18 protein-coding genes are annotated in these 19,733 nt (G+C 57.0%); 7 read left to right on the forward strand and 11 right to left on the reverse strand.

Annotated features, from left to right (window positions below; genetic code table 11):
• Positions 1–58 precede the first annotated feature (58 nt).
• Positions 59–661, reverse strand: a complete 603-nt coding sequence (locus H7849_RS12005) for a DNA-3-methyladenine glycosylase I (protein WP_186747447.1) — start codon at positions 659–661, stop codon at positions 59–61.
• Positions 662–757: 96 nt separating this feature from the next.
• Here H7849_RS12005 and H7849_RS12010 point away from each other — a divergent pair, with 96 nt between their 5' ends.
• On the forward strand, positions 758–1,462 hold the full coding sequence (locus H7849_RS12010) for a spermine/spermidine synthase domain-containing protein (protein WP_186746798.1): 705 nt from the start codon (positions 758–760) through the stop codon (positions 1,460–1,462).
• Between the two features lie 20 nt (positions 1,463–1,482).
• Here the strand turns inward: H7849_RS12010 and ribB are convergent, their stop codons facing one another.
• The 6 genes from ribB to H7849_RS12040 all read right to left on the reverse strand — a co-directional run bounded on the left by ribB (position 1,483) and on the right by H7849_RS12040 (position 7,079).
• Entirely contained in the window at positions 1,483–2,658 is a 1,176-nt protein-coding gene (gene ribB, locus H7849_RS12015) for a 3,4-dihydroxy-2-butanone-4-phosphate synthase (RefSeq protein WP_186746800.1), read from the reverse strand.
• A 44-nt stretch (positions 2,659–2,702) separates the two neighbouring features.
• Positions 2,703–3,458 carry a FecR family protein gene (locus tag H7849_RS12020; protein WP_186746802.1) on the reverse strand — a complete coding sequence of 252 codons (756 nt, stop codon included), beginning with the start codon at positions 3,456–3,458 and terminating at the stop codon, positions 2,703–2,705.
• Between the two features lie 133 nt (positions 3,459–3,591).
• Positions 3,592–4,437: a hypothetical protein gene (locus tag H7849_RS12025; protein WP_186746803.1), complete on the reverse strand. Its 846-nt coding sequence runs from the start codon at positions 4,435–4,437 to the stop codon at positions 3,592–3,594.
• A 172-nt stretch (positions 4,438–4,609) separates the two neighbouring features.
• A complete protein-coding gene (locus tag H7849_RS12030; RefSeq protein ID WP_251106759.1) occupies positions 4,610–5,821 on the reverse strand; it encodes an RNA polymerase sigma factor in 1,212 nt (403 codons plus the stop codon).
• Positions 5,822–6,079: 258 nt separating this feature from the next.
• Positions 6,080–6,436, reverse strand: a complete 357-nt coding sequence (locus H7849_RS12035) for a YciI family protein (RefSeq protein WP_186746805.1) — start codon at positions 6,434–6,436, stop codon at positions 6,080–6,082.
• Positions 6,437–6,851: 415 nt separating this feature from the next.
• A complete protein-coding gene (locus tag H7849_RS12040) occupies positions 6,852–7,079 on the reverse strand; it encodes a hypothetical protein (RefSeq protein WP_186746807.1) in 228 nt (75 codons plus the stop codon).
• A gap of 480 nt (positions 7,080–7,559) precedes the next feature.
• Between H7849_RS12040 and H7849_RS12045 the strand changes: the two genes are divergently transcribed.
• From H7849_RS12045 to H7849_RS12070, 6 genes are all read left to right on the forward strand, one after another.
• A complete protein-coding gene (locus H7849_RS12045) occupies positions 7,560–7,871 on the forward strand; it encodes a co-chaperone GroES (protein ID WP_186746809.1) in 312 nt (103 codons plus the stop codon).
• A 101-nt stretch (positions 7,872–7,972) separates the two neighbouring features.
• Entirely contained in the window at positions 7,973–9,640 is a 1,668-nt protein-coding gene (groL, locus tag H7849_RS12050) for a chaperonin GroEL (protein WP_186746810.1), read from the forward strand.
• A gap of 256 nt (positions 9,641–9,896) precedes the next feature.
• Positions 9,897–10,307, forward strand: coding sequence for a hypothetical protein (locus tag H7849_RS12055; RefSeq protein WP_186746812.1), 411 nt, complete (start codon positions 9,897–9,899; stop codon positions 10,305–10,307).
• A 209-nt stretch (positions 10,308–10,516) separates the two neighbouring features.
• The gene (locus tag H7849_RS12060; RefSeq protein ID WP_186746814.1) at positions 10,517–11,995 is read left to right on the forward strand and encodes a hypothetical protein; all 1,479 of its coding nucleotides are present in this window, start codon (positions 10,517–10,519) and stop codon (positions 11,993–11,995) included.
• A 390-nt stretch (positions 11,996–12,385) separates the two neighbouring features.
• Positions 12,386–13,825, forward strand: coding sequence for a hypothetical protein (locus H7849_RS12065; RefSeq protein ID WP_186746816.1), 1,440 nt, complete (start codon positions 12,386–12,388; stop codon positions 13,823–13,825).
• Positions 13,826–13,889: 64 nt separating this feature from the next.
• The gene (locus H7849_RS12070) at positions 13,890–14,609 is read left to right on the forward strand and encodes an SDR family NAD(P)-dependent oxidoreductase (protein ID WP_186746818.1); all 720 of its coding nucleotides are present in this window, start codon (positions 13,890–13,892) and stop codon (positions 14,607–14,609) included.
• Between the two features lie 2 nt (positions 14,610–14,611).
• Here H7849_RS12070 and H7849_RS12075 read toward each other — a convergent pair whose 3' ends face one another.
• From H7849_RS12075 to H7849_RS12090, 4 genes are all read right to left on the reverse strand, one after another.
• A complete protein-coding gene (locus tag H7849_RS12075; protein ID WP_186746819.1) occupies positions 14,612–15,724 on the reverse strand; it encodes a YeiH family protein in 1,113 nt (370 codons plus the stop codon).
• A 414-nt stretch (positions 15,725–16,138) separates the two neighbouring features.
• Positions 16,139–16,735, reverse strand: coding sequence for a hypothetical protein (locus H7849_RS12080; RefSeq protein ID WP_186746821.1), 597 nt, complete (start codon positions 16,733–16,735; stop codon positions 16,139–16,141).
• A 22-nt stretch (positions 16,736–16,757) separates the two neighbouring features.
• Positions 16,758–17,807: a 2-oxoacid:ferredoxin oxidoreductase subunit beta gene (locus H7849_RS12085; RefSeq protein WP_186746823.1), complete on the reverse strand. Its 1,050-nt coding sequence runs from the start codon at positions 17,805–17,807 to the stop codon at positions 16,758–16,760.
• Complete coding sequence (locus H7849_RS12090) at positions 17,807–19,660, reverse strand: 2-oxoacid:acceptor oxidoreductase subunit alpha (RefSeq protein ID WP_186746825.1); 1,854 nt, start codon at positions 19,658–19,660, stop codon at positions 17,807–17,809. Before H7849_RS12090 ends, H7849_RS12085 begins: the two co-directional genes overlap by 1 nt.
• Between the last annotated feature and the right edge of the window lie 73 nt (positions 19,661–19,733).

The following is a 19,733-nucleotide window of genomic DNA, read 5'->3' on the forward strand; positions in this document are numbered from 1 at the left end:
CGGTTCGCGCGACCCTTCGGCTACGCTCAGTGCAGGCTATGGGCACCGGGTGTTTGTATCATCGGGCTGTTCTCTTCTTTCGGGCACAAATGTTGCGTCGAAAGCAATCTGTAGCATGGTCATTGACAATGCCGGCGGCCTGCATCCATGCATAGACAATTACCGGTCCTACAAATTTGAAGCCACGCCGCTTGAGTTCCTTTGACATTTTTTCGGCAAGCGGCGAGCTGACCGGGACCGGACCGCTGTTCTGGATTGGCTGACCTCCAGCCATTTCCCAAACCCAATCGGAAAAATCGATGCCGGCTTCCTGCATTTCGAGGAAGGCGCGGGCGCCGCCGATCGTCGCCTCGATCTTTGCGCGGGACCGGATGATGCCCGGGTTCTCAAGTAGCCTGGCAATATCCTTTTCGGCGAAGCGAGCGACCTTTGCCGGATCAAACTGACGGAAGGCGGACCTGAAGGCCTCTCGCTTCCGGAGCACGACGATCCAGGCCAGTCCGGCTTGAAAGCCTTCGAGCATCAGGCATTCCCACAGGGAGCGGCTATCGAAATCGGGCACACCCCATTCCTTATCGTGATACTCACGCATGAGCGGATCGTTCTGCGCCCATGAACAACGAATCTTGCCTGGATGGTCGTTCACTTCTTCTTTCTTCATCTCATATGATTGAACAACAACAATGGGGCGATAGACGAGCGTTTCCCTGCAGTTGTCGAAGATACAGTGTTCGGACCAATGGGCAAATTGAAGTTGATGCATAAGAAAACCAGTCGGCATTCGCACCCCCGCATTTATCAGGACGGAGATTGCATCAGCCTGGAATTTGCGAACGGGGAGATTCAAAGCCAGATGCTCATGAGCGACCCGAATCACCTCGTACTCACTTATACCCGGGCCATGATGGCTTTTTCGTTCTTTCACCAGAAGCCTGAACGCATTGCAATCATCGGATTAGGCGGTGGATCCGTGGTGAAGTGGTGTTATCAAAACCATCCTGATGCAGGGATCACTGTCATCGAGATCAATCCGGATGTTATTTCTTCACGAGAACAGTTCCTTATTCCACCAGACGATCATCGACTTCGTGTGATTGAGGGAGATGGAGCCGATTATGTAGCCAACACGAAGGATAGGACAGAGGTGCTGCTGGTAGATGGTTTCGATGCATACGGGCAATCTCCACAGCTATGTTCGCCGGCGTTTTACAAAAACTGTTATCGGGCTCTCGCTCCCGATGGGCTGATGGTCGTTAATTTATGCGGCCCTGAAGATCAGGGTTCGATAGACAACATCCGCAATGCTTTCCATGGGCGCACGGTAATCGCTATTCCCGACGACGGAGAAAATCAGCTCGTATTTGCATTCAAGGGAAAACGCTCCCAAGGCGAGATCCTGCCTGCGGAAGAACTATCGGAGAAGCTGCGGGATTACGTTCTTATACCTGTGCAGATTCAATAGTGGTTTGCCTGCCCTCGCAGTCAGCTGCGATTCAGTTCCGTGGTTTCGTTCTCGGGGATGGGGAGTTGCTCGGTGATCTCGACGTCGAAGCCCTGCAGGGCGGGGACGTGGGTTGGGGTGTTCGAGAGCAGGCGGACCTTATGGATGCCCAAGTCGGCGAGGATCTGGCCGCCTAAGCCGACTTGCCGCAGCGTTCTCTGATGGCGGTCGTCGTGGTGCTCGCGGGCGCGCGCTTCGCGGTGCATGATGATGCGATGTGGCGCGATGGTGCGGTCGATGTCGAATCCGCGGCTGGTGTTGTGCAGGTAGATGAGCGCGCCTCTTCCCTCTTCGGCGATGGCTTTGAGGGAGCGCTGCATGATGCTGTGGCAGTCGCAGAGCGTCGTACCGAAGATGTCGCCTGCGAGGCAGTGCGAGTGGACGCGCACCAGCACCGGCTCTTTGCCCTGGCTTACGTCGCCTTTGACCAATGCAACATGGCTCTCACCACCACAGACTTCGCTTTCGTAGGCGATCATGCGGAAGTCGCCGTAGGGCGTGGGCACTTCGCTTTCGGCGACGCGGACGATATAGCGTTCGTTCTGCAGGCGGTAGCGGATGAGTTCGGCCACTGTCAGCATCTTCATGCCGTGTTGAGTGCAGAACTCGGTCAGATCGGGGACGCGGGCCATGGTGCCGTCGTCTTTCATGATTTCGCAGATCACGCCGGCGGGGATGAGTCCAGCCATGCGAGCGAGGTCGACGGAGGCTTCTGTCTGTCCGGCGCGGACGAGGACGCCGCCTTTGCGGGCGCGCAGCGGAAAGATGTGTCCGGGGCGGGCCAGGTCATTGGCGGTTGACGCCGAATCGATGGCTACCTTGATGGTGTGGGAGCGGTCATGCGCGGAGATGCCGGTGGTGACTCCTTCGCGGGCTTCAATGGTCTCAGTAAACGCCGTGCCAAAGCGCGAGGAGTTCTGCTGCGTCATGGGGCCGAGGCGGAGATAGTCCGCGCGCTCTTCGGTCAGGGTGAGGCAGATAAGGCCGCGTCCGTGCTTGGCCATGAAGTTGATGGCTTCAGGAGTAACGAACTCAGCGGCGAGGGTGAGATCGCCTTCGTTTTCGCGGTCCTCGTCGTCGACGACGACGATCATGCGTCCTGCTTTGATCTCTTCGATTGCACCTGGAACATCGGTAAATGGAGCTTTGGCAGCCATGCATCTATTGTCTGCCAATTGAGGCTGTTCCCGCCACAATGGGTTTATGGCCCCCTGAAAAGCCCACGGCTGGATGACAATGAGCCGTGCCGTTCATAGAAGACAGCGGTCATGTCCCATTTATCCATTGGGTTGGAAACCACTTTCTTTGAAACGGCAGGTTGAGACTGCCCGGTTAGATCAAAAGTGAAGGTTTTCTTCCTGGCCAGTTCCATTGAGCCAAAGGGCCCGCTCACCTGGCCTTTGCCATCAAGCAACGCGAGCCGTGCTTCCGTGGCATCCATTTCCAATCTAACGTGGCCGGAGTTTTGCAATTGGAGTTGTTGCTGGCCGAAGGTGAGTTGCAATTCGTTACCTTTGCTGTCGACGATGTACCTGGGCATCAAACTGATGTAGATCGTTCCCTGAAAAGCACGTACGCTGGACGCCTTGATGCCGGAAGGAAGCAGTTCCAGCTGAGGAAATGCAATCACGGAATAAGGACCGAGGCGGATCGTGCTTAGATCTTGAAGCTCCACTTCGGCTCTGCCCATCCCGGTCCGAATGATGTTCCCCTCAAGAACGGAGGTGTGAGAGAGCGCACGCTGAAACTCTTTGCCAGCAGCGCTTGCGAGTTGCACTTCACCCTCCACGTCACTCAACCAGGCAATCGATACTTTCGAGCCGGCATGTGACTGATCGGGAGGATGCGCAGCGGTATAAGGTTCTCGGGGTGCAGCAGGCGGCGCGCTCTGAGACGCGTGTGCGTTCCATGCAAGCGTGGATATGAGAGTGAACGCGAGACCGGCTATTGCTCTCATCTGACATTCGCCTCAGTTTAAGAAGACGCTGCGCCCGGGAGGAAAGTCAACTCGCTGGTACCGCTTAGAGGGTGGTTATATGCAGGATCGTAACTGTCCGGCCCTTGCTGAAAGCAGGGCCGGACAGTTGTCGCTACTGCGGTACTGGCAACTTCTGTCTGGGCGCAGGAGGCGGATTGGAGTTTGCTGTCTGCGTTGAGCCTGGCGCCGCGTTGGCATCAGCGTTCGCCGCTGCGGTCAACTCCGATTGGCGATACTTGGACGCGCTTACATACCCGTGAATGTGGTCTTTGGTGATGTCATTGATGACGACTTCGACGGGCTGCGGACTGTCGGGCACGTAGAACATCACCGGCTGGTAAAGATTCACGTGCTTCTGCGTGACGTTGCGATCATCCACCATCAGCTGCAGGTCGGCATACTGATGCTTCGTATTGGCTTTCCTGAGGCTGACGCTGAGCGGTCCTTCGCGCTGAAACTGCTTCGACTTCTGGATATCGAATTCGGTGTAATTTCGCTCGCCCTTCTTTTCGAGCACTACGAGTTCATCATGCGTGCGCGCAATGGAGCCGGTAAGCTCAGTGCGAGTGCTTACAAGATCGGTCCGCGTCGCCTCGATTTCCTTCCCCTGGGCATCAACCTGCGACTGCAGCTTCTTGTAGCGCGAGTCCTGTGCGTGAGGATGCGGTGCAGTGGCGGCATGGGGTTTGGCCGTACTCGTGCCGGCAGGTACTGGCTGAGGAGGAGCTGTTTCGCTGCGTGTGGCAAGATCATTCACCTTTGCCGTAAGAGCATCGAGCTGGCTGTGCGTAGCGTTGAGCTGGGCCGTTACCTGCTCATTCTGCGCTGCAAGGTTTTGTGCGGCATGGTGCTCATGGACGGCGTAGCCGACACCGGCACCGCCAATCACAACTGCGACAACATAAGGGACAACGCGCCTGACAAAAGGCGCCGCTGTTGGAATAAGCGAGTCTTCCATAGTGCCTCCGGAGAGAACTGACAGATCTATCTCCGATTAACGTGAAAGCACGTTCCGTTCCACGACCCTCTAATCACAAGTCATTTTCTATGTGATGGTTAGAGCCCGACACTTTAAAAAGTTCGTCGGGAAGAATTTCACGGTTTACGGAAATTCTTGCACAAGAAACGCCTCACTGCACGAGCGCGGATTGACGCCGTGCGAGGAAACGGCTCACGGAGGGATCGCGTTCGAGGCCGATTGCGACTTCGTAGGCGTGGTGTGAGTCATGGATTGCGCCGGTTCTGGCGAGCAATTCGGCGCGTGCCGCCCACCATGGCTGATACTGAGCGAGACGCGGGTCGGCGGCTATTTCGTCGAGTGCTTCGAGCGCGGCTCTAGCGCCGTGAATCTCCGCGACGGCGAGGGCGCGGTTGATCGCGACTACGGGCGAGCCAGAGATTTCGAGCAGCGCGTCGTAGAGTTCGAGCACCGCGTACCAATCGGCGTGGCCCGTCCGACGGCGGCTTACATGCGCAGACTGGATCGCGGCCTCAAGCTGATAACGGGCAATGGAGTTGGATGTGCTCGCGCGGTGAAGCAGGGCCTCGGCTTCGTCAATCATCTGCCAATTCCAGACGGCGACATCCTGATCGGCGAGGGGAACATATTCGCCGCTGGAGCCCCGCCTCGCTGGACGGCGAGCTTCGGCGTACAGCATAAGCGCTAGCAGGCCGAGCGCTTCCGGCTCGTCTGGGAGCAGCTCGGTGACGACACGGCAGAGGAAGATGGCTTCTTCGGCGAGATCGCGATCCGCTACGTCGGTTCCGGCGGCGTTGCTCCAGCCCTCGGCGAAGGCGGCGTAGATGGCTTCGAGCACTGTGTCAAGACGGGCTGGGAGTTCTTCGCGCTCGGGAATACGGAACGGTATACCGGCTTTGCGGATTTTGCTTTTGGCGCGGACGAGACGCTGGCCCATCGTCGCCGGAGCCATGAGAAAGGCAGAGGCGATGCGTGCTGCGTCAAGTCCGAGAATGACCTGCAAAATCAGGGGCGCACGAATCTCAGGATCGATGGCGGGGTGGGCACAGGCGAATATGAGCGCGAGACGGCGGTCGGGGATATCTGTATCGACCATTGTGTCGAGGACGGCGGCAATCTGCTGCAGATCCTCATCGACGAAGCTATCGGTATGTTGTCGGCGGATCATGTCGATCGACTTGCGGCGGGCCACGGTGAGAAGCCATGCTTCCGGGTTGTCTGGGCAGCCGCTTTTCGGCCAGTCCGATAATGCTGAAGCAAAAGCCTCCGAGAGCGCGTCTTCGGCGGCGGCTACATCGTGCGTTCGCGCAGCGAGAAAGGCTACGAGTTTGCCGTAGCTGCGGCGGGCGACTCCTTCTGCCATGCTATAAGCCTGGTCACCGGATTCACATGGCATCGCAGGAGTCCCCGTTGTACTCATGGCCATCCGGCGGCCGGCGATGACGCTTCAATAGCAAGCGTTTGAGGCGGTGTGGACTCTTCTGTGAGCATCGAAATCTCACGCCGATCAGGCGACGTTCTATTTATCCGTACTTCCAGCGAACAAAATGGGTGGAGGCATGAGTTCCGTCGTAGCGATTGTGGCTGAACGAAAGTTGATGCCTCCCATGTTTCGACCTTCTCAGGCTGCGCCCATTTCCCATACCGGACGGACTTCGACTGTGCCGTGACCCGATCCGGGGCAACGGGCTGCCCAGGCGAGTGCGGCATCGAGGTCCGGAGCGTCAATCAGATAGTAGCCGCCCAACTGCTCCTTGGTATCGGCATACGGACCGTTCAGCACCTGTGATTTGCCGTTGTTGGCGCGCACGGTGGTTGCGGTTGCGGTTGGCCGCAGGCGGTTGCTGCCTTTGAGGGCGCCTGCTGCCTTGAGCGCTTCGGTGTAGGCCATATAGGCTGCGTATCCCTGCTGCTGCTGCTCCGACGTCATTTGATCCCAGCCGGACTCGTTGGCGTAGAGAAGTAATAGGTATTGCATGAATTTCCCTCCGTGATGAATTGTAGGCGGGTCATTGGCCCGTCACTACCGTGACGCACGGGAGGTGGCCATTTGGACAGGTCGCGACGCGCGACCCGAAATTTTTCTAACTGCCTTGCCTGCGGAACTTTAATTGACGGCCCTGACGGGTAAGAGCAACATGGATGTGCGGTAACCACCATCTGTAAGGATTCCACTCAACATTTTGAAAGAACATACTCTGGAGGGGGCTGGCTACGGCAGACCTTTCAAGCAACACCAACAAGAACACGAAACCGCTGGATGGGGATATCGGGAAGATGTTAAAGGACTTTCCGCCGAAGTCGAGCTAACTTGCGGATTACGAACAACTTCTGAAGCAGAAACGCCGCCCTTGGCGGGCGGCGTTTCTCATCGACTGAACTCAGAACTCAGCTTACAGGGTAGACTCGATCTCGAAGCCCCATGCTTCCAGCAGGCCCTCGGGGATGTACTTCGAGTTGCGGTTACGGCGGGCCCATTCGCGCAGGCGAGTCGAGCGGATATATTGATCCGGGGTGAGCTTATATTCCTTGACCACCTGTTCAAAGGAGGTGACAGTGGGCACGACCGGTCCAATGGGCTCCGGTTTGCCCCAGTTAGGATTACCACGACGTTTTGCCATTTATTATTTACCCCTAGCAGTAAGGTGACGTGCAGATACTCCGGCGTTGGCGGGAAACATTGTAACCAGCAGAACTCGCCGGGAAGTTACAAACTCTTCTATTTTAGGTAGTTTTTCTCCAAAAATCAATAGAAAAATCGCATTCTATTGAAACGAAACATGCCGCAAAAGCACCATGTTTGAATCGTTTCGAGAAGCGATACCCGTCTGCACAAGTATTTGACGTTTGTTCGGGTTACTTGGTTTCGGCCTTGATTCACATTCCTGAAATATATGAGCGAGACACACTCATATATTTCGGTTCCACACTTGACAACCGTTGCAGGACTCTCCTACATTAGCAGTCGAAGAGTGGAAGTGCTAAAGGCTGCGAAATCGGCCTTCCTGTCGCATGAAAGCTCCTCGCTTACAGTAAGACTTTTCTCAAACTCAGCAATCAAAACCGCGAGGATAACCCTCGCGCGAAGGAGAAGCACCGCAATGGCAACTGCAACTGTAGCCACTACCTTTACGCCGCTGCATGATCGCATCCTGGTCCGCCGCGTAGACGAGGGCGAGACCGTTCGTGGCGGAATCATCATTCCCGACACCGCAAAGGAAAAGCCGCAGGAAGGCGAAGTGATCGCCGTGGGCAAGGGCAAGTCGAACGATGAAGGCAAAACCTTTCCGCTCGATGTGAAGTCCGGCGACCGCATCCTTTTCGGCAAGTATTCCGGCACTGAGATCAAGATCGATGGCGAAGAGTTCCTCATCATGCGTGAGGAAGAAGTCCTCGGCATTCTGAAGAAGTAGAACTAGCCGTTCGGGCGGACGCGGCTTCGCCGCAAAAGCCTAGAAGGCTGTAGTGAGATTTCATACGGAGCATCGGCTCCGCGATGTAAGGAGAATTGGAAATGGCAAAGCAAATTCTGCATGGAGAGGATTCCCGTCAGGCGATTCTGCGCGGCGTGAACACTCTGGCTGAGGCAGTAAAGGTGACGCTCGGCCCCAAGGGCCGCAATGTCGTCATTGAGAAGAAGTTTGGTTCGCCGACGATCACCAAGGACGGCGTAACTGTAGCCAAGGAAATCGAGCTGAAGGACGCGCTCGAAAACATGGGCGCACAGATGGTGCGCGAGGTTGCTTCGAAGACCTCTGATGTTGCCGGCGACGGCACCACCACCGCGACCGTGCTTGCCCAGGCGATTTATCGCGAGGGCGTGAAGACGGTTGCCGCAGGCGCGAACCCGATGGCGCTGAAGCGTGGTATCGACAAGGCTGTCGAAGTCATCAACGGCAAGCGCGATGAGAACGGCGTTGTTACTGGCGGCGCTCTCTCGAAGCTGTCGAAGCCGGTTTCGGGCGACATGATTGCCCAGGTCGGCACCATTTCGGCCAACTCTGACTCGACCATCGGCAACATCATTGCCGAGGCGATGAAGAAGGTCGGCAAGGACGGCGTGATCACGGTTGAGGAGTCGAAGACTCTGGAGACGCAGCTCGAGGTTGTTGAAGGCATGCAATTTGACCGCGGCTACCTGAGCCCGTACTTCGTCACCGATCCGGATCGCATGGAATCAGTGCTCGAAGAGCCCTACATCCTGATCTACGAGAAGAAGATCAGCTCGATGAAGGATCTGCTGCCCTTGCTTGAGCAGGTTGCCCGTGGTGGCAAGCCGCTCCTCATCATCGCGGAAGACGTGGACGGTGAAGCGCTGGCGACCCTCGTGGTCAACAAGCTGCGCGGCACGCTGAATGTGGCTGCTGTCAAGGCTCCTGGCTTTGGCGACCGCCGCAAGGCCATGCTGGGCGACATCGCGATCCTCACCGGCGGCAACGCCATCACGGAAGACCTCGGCCTGAAGCTCGAGAACCTCAAGCTCGAAGATCTGGGCAAGGCGAAGCGCATCACGATTGACAAGGACAACACCACGATCGTTGAAGGCCGTGGCGCGTCCAAGGCGATCGAAGGCCGCGTGAAGGAAATTCGCAGCCAGGTTGAGAAGACCACCTCCGACTACGATCGCGAGAAGCTCCAGGAGCGTCTTGCGAAGCTGGTAGGCGGCGTCGCCGTCATCAAGGTTGGTGCAGCTACCGAAACCGAGATGAAGGAGAAGAAGGCTCGCGTCGAAGACGCAATGCACGCGACCCGCGCGGCAGTCGAGGAAGGCATCGTCCCCGGCGGCGGTGTGGCACTTGTCCGCTCCGCAAAGGAAGTGGACGAGCTGATCAAGACGCTGCAAGGCGATGAGAAGATCGGAGCACAGATCGTTCGCCGCGCCCTCGAAGAGCCGCTGCGCCAGATCGTTGGCAATGCCGGTGAAGAAGGTGCTGTGGTTGTGGGCAAGATCCACGAGTCCAAGGACCAGAACTACGGTTACAACGCCTCCACCGGTGTCTACGAGGACCTGGTAAAGGCTGGCGTCATCGACCCGACGAAGGTGACCCGCACTGCTTTGCAGAATGCGGCCTCCATCGCCGGCCTGATGCTGACCACCGAAGCCATGGTCTCCGAGATTCCGGAGCCCAAGTCTGCTGCACCTGCAGGCGGCCACGGCGGCGGCATGGAAGGCATGTACTGAGCTCTGCGCTCAGCGAACCGCGCCTTCGGCGCAGCAAAAAGCCCCGCGAAAAGCGGGGCTTTTTGTTTTTCACCGGTCCAGATCATCTCTCTCTAAAGTCCCGCTCTTGCGATGTCGGCCAACTTCATGATGAGAGCCTGCTCTTCTTCATAAACGCACCCGTTCCGATGGAGTGGCGGCAACTGTAACTGATTTCGGCGTACAGTTAAGGAGCAATCTGGAATTGCCGGATCGCTTCTCTGTCTGGAGTGCAAACATGTTCAGAGTACAAAACCTCTTTGCCTTGAGCAGTGTCGCGTTTTTGGCCTTTGGGTTCGTTCTCTCGAAGGTTCCGGGGGCAGCCGGAATTACACTGGCGATCAGTGGGCACCGTGGCTACGGCATTGCTTCGCAGACACCGCTCTACCTGATTGGCACCCTGTTCGGGCTCTTCGCCTTCTTCTATTCGATTGGATACCTTTCTTTTAACCAGACTATGGCTCACTGGCACTTCGCGCTGAGCGTCCTCGGCGTGCTACTGATCATCATTGGATGGGCTTTGTTTCCGAATGCCAACATCAATTTGATTGTGGCCTCCATCGCCGTCGGACTGCTGTTTTTCTTATCCGCGCAGCTGTGGTTTGCATTCGACATCACACGGGCGGTAGTGCATCTTCTTGGATCGTAGTTTCCTGACCTCACGCTGAACATGCAGACGAGCGTGTTAACCGGTTGCTAAAGCAACGGCGAATAAATCCTTTTCCTCGCCCCCTAGTCCCAAACTAACGTAACCGCCAAGTAACCTTAGTTCCTTGTGATCTGAATTCGTTCTGGCTACTCTTACCTCAACAGCTCGCCGATATCCCCCGTAAGAACAAAATTTAAGGGACTACCAGGATGAAACAGATATTTCTGCTCGTCGTCCTGCTATGCGTGTGCGCCGGAGGCTACGGCCAGTCGGTACAGATAGCAGATGATAATTTGCCTTCAGCGCCCAGTGCCCATTTTGCCGGGCCATCGCTGGCGGCGATTGTGCCCACTCCTTCCACGCCGGCCAACCCCAATGTTCCGACCTCATACCGGCCATCAATGCCTGTTACCAGCCTGACCTGGGGTATAAAGCTCGATTACTACCTGCGGAGCACGGTGTCCTTCCGCAATTTTCTTGAGGCGGGATTTCTTGCCGGGATTCCGAATCTTCCTGCGGCACCGTCTCAGCCGCAGCCGCCGGCAACTATCACCATCGACGGCGTCCAGAATTACGCCAACGCCATGGATGCATACGGCGATGCGATGGACGACTGGCGGCGGTCAAGTGAGGACGAACTGCGCTATCGTGGCAGGCGTTTCGGAGTCGGACTGGCAACGGCTGAGACGCGGCAGATGCTCAGCAATTTTGCTCTTCCAGTGGCACTGCATCAGGATCCGCGTTATGTTCCTGCTTACATAGACGGAAGCTTCAGTCAGCGGATGTGGCATTCGGTCAGCTCGATTGCAGTGACGCGCGGCGATAGCGGGCGTCTGGAACCGAATTATTCGAAACTCGGCGGGACGGTGGCGGCGGCGTTCATCGGCAAAGAGGTGTATGCCAAGAAGTTCGATGTTCCGCAACTCGAAACGAATCAGTTTGTGAAGCGCTATATCGGCTACAGCCTGGCGGGTGATCTGGCCACGAATGTCGGGCGCGAACTGGTTCGCACGGCGATCAAGCCGGACATCGAGATGTACTCGTCAGACGGCCCGGCCACGCAGGACTCGTACTATCCGCTCTCGATTGGCGGCAAGTTCGTCTACTGGGCGCGCAGCACATACGGCATGCGCAATTTCATTCAGGGCGCACTGATCGCGGGGATCCCGGACATAACCGACCAGCCCGGGCAGCCGGCTGTGCCCAACATCACCACCGAACAGCAGGCACTCGAATTCGACGCGATCTTCGTGCAGTATGGCGAGGATATTCAGGCGTGGCGCGACAATATGGAAGACGATGTGCGCTACCATGAACGCCGACTGATTGGCGGATTCAGCGAGTCGGAGACGCAACAGTTTCTGGCTAACTTCGCGCTCTCGACGACGCTCGGCATGGATCCGCGATACATTCCCCTCGGCCCCGGGCATTCGGCCGGAGCACGCCTGGGAAATGCCTTTACGAGTGTCGTAATCGGGCACATGGATTCCGGCCGTAAGATGGCGAATCTTCCGCTGCTTGCGGGAACCGTGGGCGCGGCCTTTGCCGCCAAGGAGCTTTACTACCCCGCGCTTGGCGTGCCGGAACTTGAGAGCAATCGCGTCCTGGCAAAAACCATCGGTTTCAACTTTGCAGCGGATGGACTGCTGAATATCTTTGGCGAGTTCTTTGTGCACCGGGGATTCTGATCGCACCATTCATTCGCAAAATGGGTATGTATGTATGCGCCACGAAGGCCGTTAACATGGCCTCGCCGCAAGCAGCGAAGCGTGTTCACGCAACTTTCATTACTTTTCCCGAAAAAGAACTCACAGCGCCAACCAAGCTGACATGGTTACTTTCGCCCCTATCGACCAATGTAAACGGGAATTTACTCTCTCCTCTTAGTGCTTTCGACTCATCAGCCTGCTGACGAGCTTCGCTCCCCAGATAGCAAACTGGAGTTGTCGAGTTAGAGCCTCTGTTGTATCGAATCAAGGCAAAAGTAATCGCCCTCAGTGACTTCTTGCATCTTGCCGACGGATTGGATCAGGGCTAGGTTTACGCAGATCCCCACAATATGGATTCGAGGAAATGGCATGAAGCGCCGATTTCTGCTGACTCTGCTGGTGTGCTCGTGCTTTGGCGCGGTCAACCGCCTGATAAATGCCGAGGACGGAGGCTTGCCCGCCGCACCCTCAACTACGGTTGCGAGCCGTCCGACGACTTACCCCGCGTCTTACCTTGATACAGACGGAGTTACTCCTCTGACCTTTGGACAGAAGGTCAGCTATTATCTGCATAGTACTTATTCTTTTCGTAACTTCCTCGAGGCTGGACTTATTTCTGGAATTCCGGATCTAGCCTCTGCGCCACCGCAGCCGCAGGCACCGGCCATTATCTCTGACGACAGCATGAACAGCTACACGAACACCATGGATGCCTACGGCACGGCAATGGACACGTGGCGGCGTTCCAGCGAAGAGGAGTTGCGCTACCGGAGCCGGCGCTTCGCTGTCGGCCTGGCAACTGCAGAAACGCGCCAATATCTCAGCAATCTTGTGCTTCCCACTTTGTTGCATCAGGATCCGCGCTACGTGCCGGCCAATATTGAAGGCAGCTTCGGACAGCGCATGTGGCAGGCGGTTCGCTCGATTGTCGTCACGCACAGCAACAGCGGTAGCTCTGTTCCCAACTACTCAAAACTGGGAGGAACGATCGCCGCGGCCTACATGGGGCAAGCCGTGTACGCGCGGCAATTTGATGTTGCCGAGCTTCATAGCGGCCACTTCGCCGAAAAATACATTGCGTACAGTCTCGGCGGCGATCTGGCAACGAACGCCAGCCGTGAGTTGATCCGCACGGTGATGAAACCGGATGTCGAAATGGCTGACGCGCATGGCCCGGCCACGCAAGATTCCTACTATCCCCTCTCCGTGGGCGGAAAGTTTGTTTGCTGGGCGCGAAGCACATATTACATTCGCAATTTCGTTCAGGGAGCGCTTCTGGCAGGTCTTCCCGACATTCCGCCGGAGCCGGCAGAGCCATCTGAGCCCAACATCACTTCAGAAGAGCAGGCTCAGGCCTTCTACACCAGTTTCGTTCAATACGGTAACGACCTTCAGACGTGGCGCGATACCATGGAAGAAAATGTCCGCTACCACGAGCGGCGGCTTATCGGAGGAATCAGCGAATCCGAGACGCAACAGCTTCTCAGCAAGTTTGTCCTGCCCACCCCGCTTGTCATGGATCCGCGCTATATCCCACTTGGCCCGGGCCACTCAGCGGGCGCTCGCTTTGCCAACGCGCTGGCCGGCATCGTAGTTGGACGCCTGAACTCAGGGCACAGGATGCTGAATCTGCCTGTGCTTGGAGGCACGGTTGGCGCGGCACTGATCGCGCAGGGTATCTACTATCCGAAACTGGGCGTGCCGGAGCTTGAAAGCAATCGCGTACTCGGTAAGACCATCGGCTTCAATCTTGGCGCCGATGCCGTTCTGAATATTTTTGGCGAATTCTTCATCCGCCAAAACCTATAGTTCGCTTCTCCATTCTGCCGCGCAAGGTACATTGAAGGAATAACGGTAATGAGCGGAGGCAGTGATGGAGCAGAGATTTTCCGGAAGATCAGTGTTGGTCAGCGGAGGCACAGGCGGTCTGGGACGCGCCGTGACTCTGGCCTTCCTGGCCGAGGGCGCATACGTCGCCGTTCCCTACTTTGACGCAGAAGAATTTGCGGACCTACAGAATGCGGCGCGGGACAATGTAGCGTGGCTTGAAGGACAGAGCGTCGATGTGACCGATGAGGCTGCCATTCGCAGATTTGTCGATGACGTAATTGCGAAGCGCGGCAGACTCGATGCCATGGTCAACACGGTGGGCGGCTATGCCGGTGGCCTGAAGCTGTGGGACATGGATGCGGCCGTCTTCGACCGGATGCTCAAATTGAACCTGCGCTCGGGCTTTGCGCTGTCGCGCGCAGTGGTTCCGGCGATGCTGAAACAGGGGCAAGGAGCCATCGTCAACGTCGCGGCGAAGGCAGCCGTCGATCATGCTGCGGGCGCCTCGGCGTATGCCTCTTCAAAAGCAGCAGCTGTAGCTTTGATGGATTCGCTTGCCGCCGATCTCAAAGGCACAGGCGTGCGCGTGAATTCAATTCTGCCGAGCATCATCGATACGAAAGCAAACCGCGCCGCGATGCCGGATGCGGACTTCAGTAAGTGGCCGAAGCCGGAAGAGATCGCCCGCGTGATTCTGTTCCTGTGCAGCGAGGACGCCGCAGTGATTCACGGCGCCGCCGTGCCTGTTTATGGCAACAGCTGAAATCAACCGAGATGGAATAACCGGTCTGCTCCAACGACAAGTCCCAACGTAATGAGGGCGATAGCGATTTCGCCGACCGCACCCACGATGAAGGGTCGCACGCCCTGCTTGCCAAGTTCGCGGAAGCTGGTGCGCAGGCCGACTCCAGCAAATGTGAGCAAAAAGGCCCAGCGGGAGAGATTGCCAAGCGTGGTCAGCTGAGGCTTGGTGAAGAAGCCGATGGTTGCAAGCACCGAGATAAGCAGGAAGCCAAGGACGAACTTCGGAAACTTCTTCCAGAGAAACGCGCCCTTGTTTTTGACTTCTTCGGCTTGCCCTTTCGATGCCCAGTAGATTGCATACCCCAACACTACGAAACCGATAAGCGCATTCCGGCAGGTCTTCGCCAGTACGGCAAACTTCCCTGCCGCATCCGAGTAAATAGCGCCTGCGGCGGTCGCTTCCGCCGTATTGTCGACGGCGAGTCCTGCCCACAATCCATAGGCGTGATCGCCAAGATGCAGAGCGTGGCCGATCAGAGGGAAGGCGAAGAGTGAAATCGCGCCGAGGGCGAGGATGGCGGCGATGGCGTAGGAGGAGTCTTCCTCGTCGGCATCGATGGCGCCCTGGGTCGCGATGATGGCTGACACTCCGCAAACGGAGGAGCCAACGGCAAGCAGCGTGATGAGCTTGGGAGACAGCTTGAACCCGCGCCCGAGGTAGGTCATAAACGTCAGCGCCAGAGCCAGCTCAATGAAGACGAGAATGAGGCTGAGGCCGCCCAGTCGCAGGATGTCGCCGAGAATGAAGCGCGCCCCGAGCAAAACGATTCCCGCCTTGAGCCAGAATTCGTATGTTGCCACGCCTGCGCGAAAGACTTCGGGCACGCCAATCGTGTTTGCGATGACGAGGCCGATCACAATGGCCCAGAGGACATATTCGATATTCGGCAGGACGAGATGATGCGCCTTGCCGTAACGCGCGATGAACTGCTCGATGAATTTTCCGGCGTAGCCTACAGCTGCGAGCAGCAGAATTCCGGGAATCAGGCGGAGGAAATTGCTGAGGAAACTGGCTGGCTTTGCCTCTGCCTGGGTTCGCGTCTGGGGACTAGGGATGACTACCGCGTCTGCCATGTTCGTTCTCCTTTGGCTTACCAGGGCACCGACTTGAGGATTCCGGCGCGGACGAGCAGGGCGAGAACGAGCGAGAGCAGGACAGCCCAGCTATCGAATGAAAGACGGCGTTTTGCGGGTGTGGACATAGAGGCTTGCTCCAAAACAAGATGAAATACGGATGGAACCGCAATTGCATATTCAGATTTCAGGGAAAAGGCGAGAAGAGATCAGCGACAACAACAGCCGAGGAGTTGGCGGGTCGCAGATGGAAGCGGGAGCTTCATGCTTGTGATTGTTGTATCACAATACCGATAATTCAAGTGAGTTTTGCGAAGCTTGTTTCATGCCGCAGAAAGGGATTTTGGTTGTGAGGGTCAAGGCTGAAGCCACGCTTGTTTGAGGCTCCTACAGCACGGCTAAAGCCATACCCTTTCAAAACAAGTATGTTTGATCGACTGCCATAGGTTCTGCTTCCTCATGGAAAAATCGGATCAATTCAGCTATATCAGTTCCTGCTGCTCCTGTTAGACCTGGTTTTTCTAGATCGCAAAGCTCTTTCAGCACTTTGGCAAAAGGAATAACTTCTATTCCGCGTTTCCCTATCTCATGGATCTCACGCTGATCTTTAGCTACCCCATGTACAAACACGAATTTCCAGCTCTGCCCTTCCCAAGCCCTTTCTCGGGCGTTGTTCTTGGCTTTAGTTAGAAACTTCTTCTCAACCCATTCCTGAACGCACTCTTGTCGTTGTTGATCAGTTCTCTGCTTTGCACTATTTCTCTTGACCTTCAAATCTTCCATCAAATGTGCAGTCCAAGGAGTGATGTAGCCTACGGGTCTAAAGCTGACCTGAGCTTCAAGGTGCCATGCATCAAGCCGATCTGAATGTCGAGACGGTCGTACCCCTAAGAGATCGATTTCACCTACGCCCGCATTCTTACCGCTGGTGTCATGCTTAATACCTCTGACAGTAAAAAAGCCCTGCCTATTGAGCCACTCATCTATCAACGTTTCAGCAAGCAGGGCCATTTTATCGATCTCGAGTTGCAGCCTATTTTAGCTTTGCCATGATCTCACCGAGCACCTGCTTTGAGGGGCGCGTGCGCTCCTGCGGCAGTGTAGCCAGAGGCTCGTCGACAAGGTTGAGCAGGTCGGTGAAGCTGGGTTTCTGGGTGTCGACGTAGAAGATGCCGGTGAGCACTTCGCCCTTTTCGTGGGCTTCCATCAACGCTTTAACAGCAGAAACGCGGCTGGTTGGGTTGTAGTCTTCGTGCAGCTTGCGCAGGCGCAGGTGCGAACCGTCGTGCAAGGTCACATCGTAGGTCGAACCTGCGTCGTAATCGATGGCGATGTCTTCAAAGTGCGGCACAAAGCCGACTTCGGTGATGGCTTCTTCGTGCTCCTGCATGTACTTGTAGCTCTTGGTCGATCCTTCGTGATCATTGAAGGTCACGCAAGGCGAGATGACGTCGAGCATCACCGTGCCCTTGTGCGCGATCGCCGCCTTGAGCATAGCGAGCAGTTGTTTCTTGTCGCCGGAGAACGAGCGGCCAACGAACGTTGCGCCCAGCTGGACCGCGAGTGCGCAGGTATCAATGGCCGGAAGATCGTTGATGACGCCGGTCTTCAACTTTGACCCGAGGTCAGCGGTGGCCGAGAACTGGCCCTTGGTAAGGCCGTAAACGCCATTGTCCTCAATGATATAGATGAGCGGCAGATTGCGGCGCAACAGGTGGACGAACTGCCCCATGCCGATGGAGGCGGTGTCGCCGTCGCCGGAGACGCCGAGCGCGGTCATCGTCTTGTTGCCTAGGAGCGCGCCTGTAGCGACTGAAGGCATGCGTCCGTGGACGCTGTTGAAGCTATGCGCGCGGGACAGGAAGTAGGCTGGGCTCTTGGAGGAGCAGCCAATGCCGGAGAGTTTCATGACGCGCTCGGGCTGCACGCCCATTTCGTAGAGCGCGTCGATGATGCGCTCGGAGATGGCGTTGTGCCCGCAGCCGGCGCAGAGCGTGGTCTTGCCGCCACGATAGTCGAGGATGGGAAGCCCGAGGCGATTGACCTTCGGCGCGGGAGTGGGTGTTGCTGTCGTTGCAGCCATTAGATAATTCCCTCCTGCAGCACAAACTCATCGGTGACGGAGCGGGCGTCGATCGGATGCCCGTTGAAGTGGCGGATGGAGCGCAGCTTCACGGCGTCTTCAGCCGGGAGGTCGAGCTTGAGCAGGCTCAGCATCTGCGCGTCGCGGTTCTGCTCGACGATGTAGACGCGGTCGTGCGAGGCGACGAACTCGTGGACTTCGCTGGTGAAGGGAAAGGCACGGATGCGAAGGTAGTCGGCTTCGACACCGTATTCCTTCTTGACCTGGTCGCGGCTTTCGAGGACGGCAAAGTCGGATGTGCCGAAGGCGATGATGCCGATCTTCGATTTCCCTGTCTGCACGACGATGGGAAGCGGAACGAGCGTGCGCGCCGTCTCGAACTTGCGGTTCAGGCGCTCCATCAGGTTCTGATAGTCGTCGGGACGCTCGGTGTAGAGAGCCTTCTCGTTGTGTCCGCTACCTCGGGTGAAATAGGCTGCCTTGGGGTGGTCGGTGCCAGGGAGTGTGCGATATGGGATGGCGTCGCCGTCTACGTCCTTGTAGCGGGCGAATTCGCCGAGGCGCTTCAGGTCTTCGGCGGTGAGAACCTTGCCGCGGTCAAGCGGCTTTTCCGGATAGTCGAATGGCTCGGACATCCAGTTGTTCATGCCGAGATCGAGGTCGCTGAGCACGAAGACCGGCGTCTGCAACCGCTCCGCAAGATCGAAGGCGGCGATGCCAAATTCGAAGCATTCCTTGACGCTGCCGGGAATAAGGATGACGTGCTTCGTATCGCCGTGCGAAAGGTAGGCGATGGACAGCAGGTCGGCTTGCGCAGTGCGCGTAGGCAGACCTGTAGACGGGCCGACGCGCTGAATGTCGAAGATGACGCCGGGCAGTTCGGCAAAGTAGCCGAGGCCGGCGAACTCAGACATCAGCGAGATACCGGGTCCTGACGTTGCGGTCATCGAACGCGCGCCCGACCAGCCAGCACCAAGCACCATGCCGACGGCAGCGAGTTCGTCTTCAGCCTGCACCACGGCGAAAGTTGCTTTGCCATCGGGCTCGATGCGGTATTTCTTCAAGTAGTCGATGAGCTGTTCGACGACTGACGATGAGGGTGTGATGGGATACCAGGTGACGACGGTGACGCCAGCGAACATCGCGCCCAGCGCTGCGGCGGCGTTGCCGTCGATGATGATCTTGCCATCGGTCGCATGCATGCGTTCGAGGACATAGGGATCATGCTTGGTCAGCGACTCGGCTGCGTAGGTGTATCCGGCCTGCACGGCGGCCCAGTTCAGGTCAGCAGCTTTCTGCTTCTTGGCGAACTGGCGGCGTAGCGCGGCTTCGACGGCGGTCATGTCGAATGACAGAAGCTGGGCGACGATGCCGACGTAAATCATGTTCTTGACCAGCTTGCGCAGACGCGCTTCGGGGCAGACGGCGGCGGTCAGCTTATCAAACGGAACGGGATAACAGGCAACGTCGTCGCGATACTGCTTGAGATTCTGCGCGTCTTCGTAGATGGCTACCGCACCGGCTGGCAGCGAAAGGATATCTTCCTTCGCGGTCTCCGCATTCATCGCAACGAGAATGTCGATTTCCTTTTTGCGGGCGACGTAGCCGTATTTGCTGGCGCGAATGGTGTACCAGGTGGGCAGTCCGGCGATGTTCGATGGAAAGAGGTTTTTGCCGCTGACCGGGATTCCCATGCCAAAGATGCTCTTGAGCAGAACGCTGTTGGCGGATTGCGATCCTGATCCGTTGACTGTGGCTACCTGGATGCTGAAGTCATTGATGACGCGCTTGGAGGCGCCGTTTGCAGATGCGCTGGAGGCTTGCTGGCCTAGCGCAACATCTCCTGTCGCCATTGGGCGAAGTTCCCTTCAAGTGGAGGTGGGAAAGATGCGATCTTTCACTCTTCATTATAGATGGCTTAGGGGT

This window comes from Alloacidobacterium dinghuense, assembly GCF_014274465.1.
Taxonomy (GTDB): Bacteria; Acidobacteriota; Terriglobia; order Terriglobales; family Acidobacteriaceae; genus Alloacidobacterium; species Alloacidobacterium dinghuense.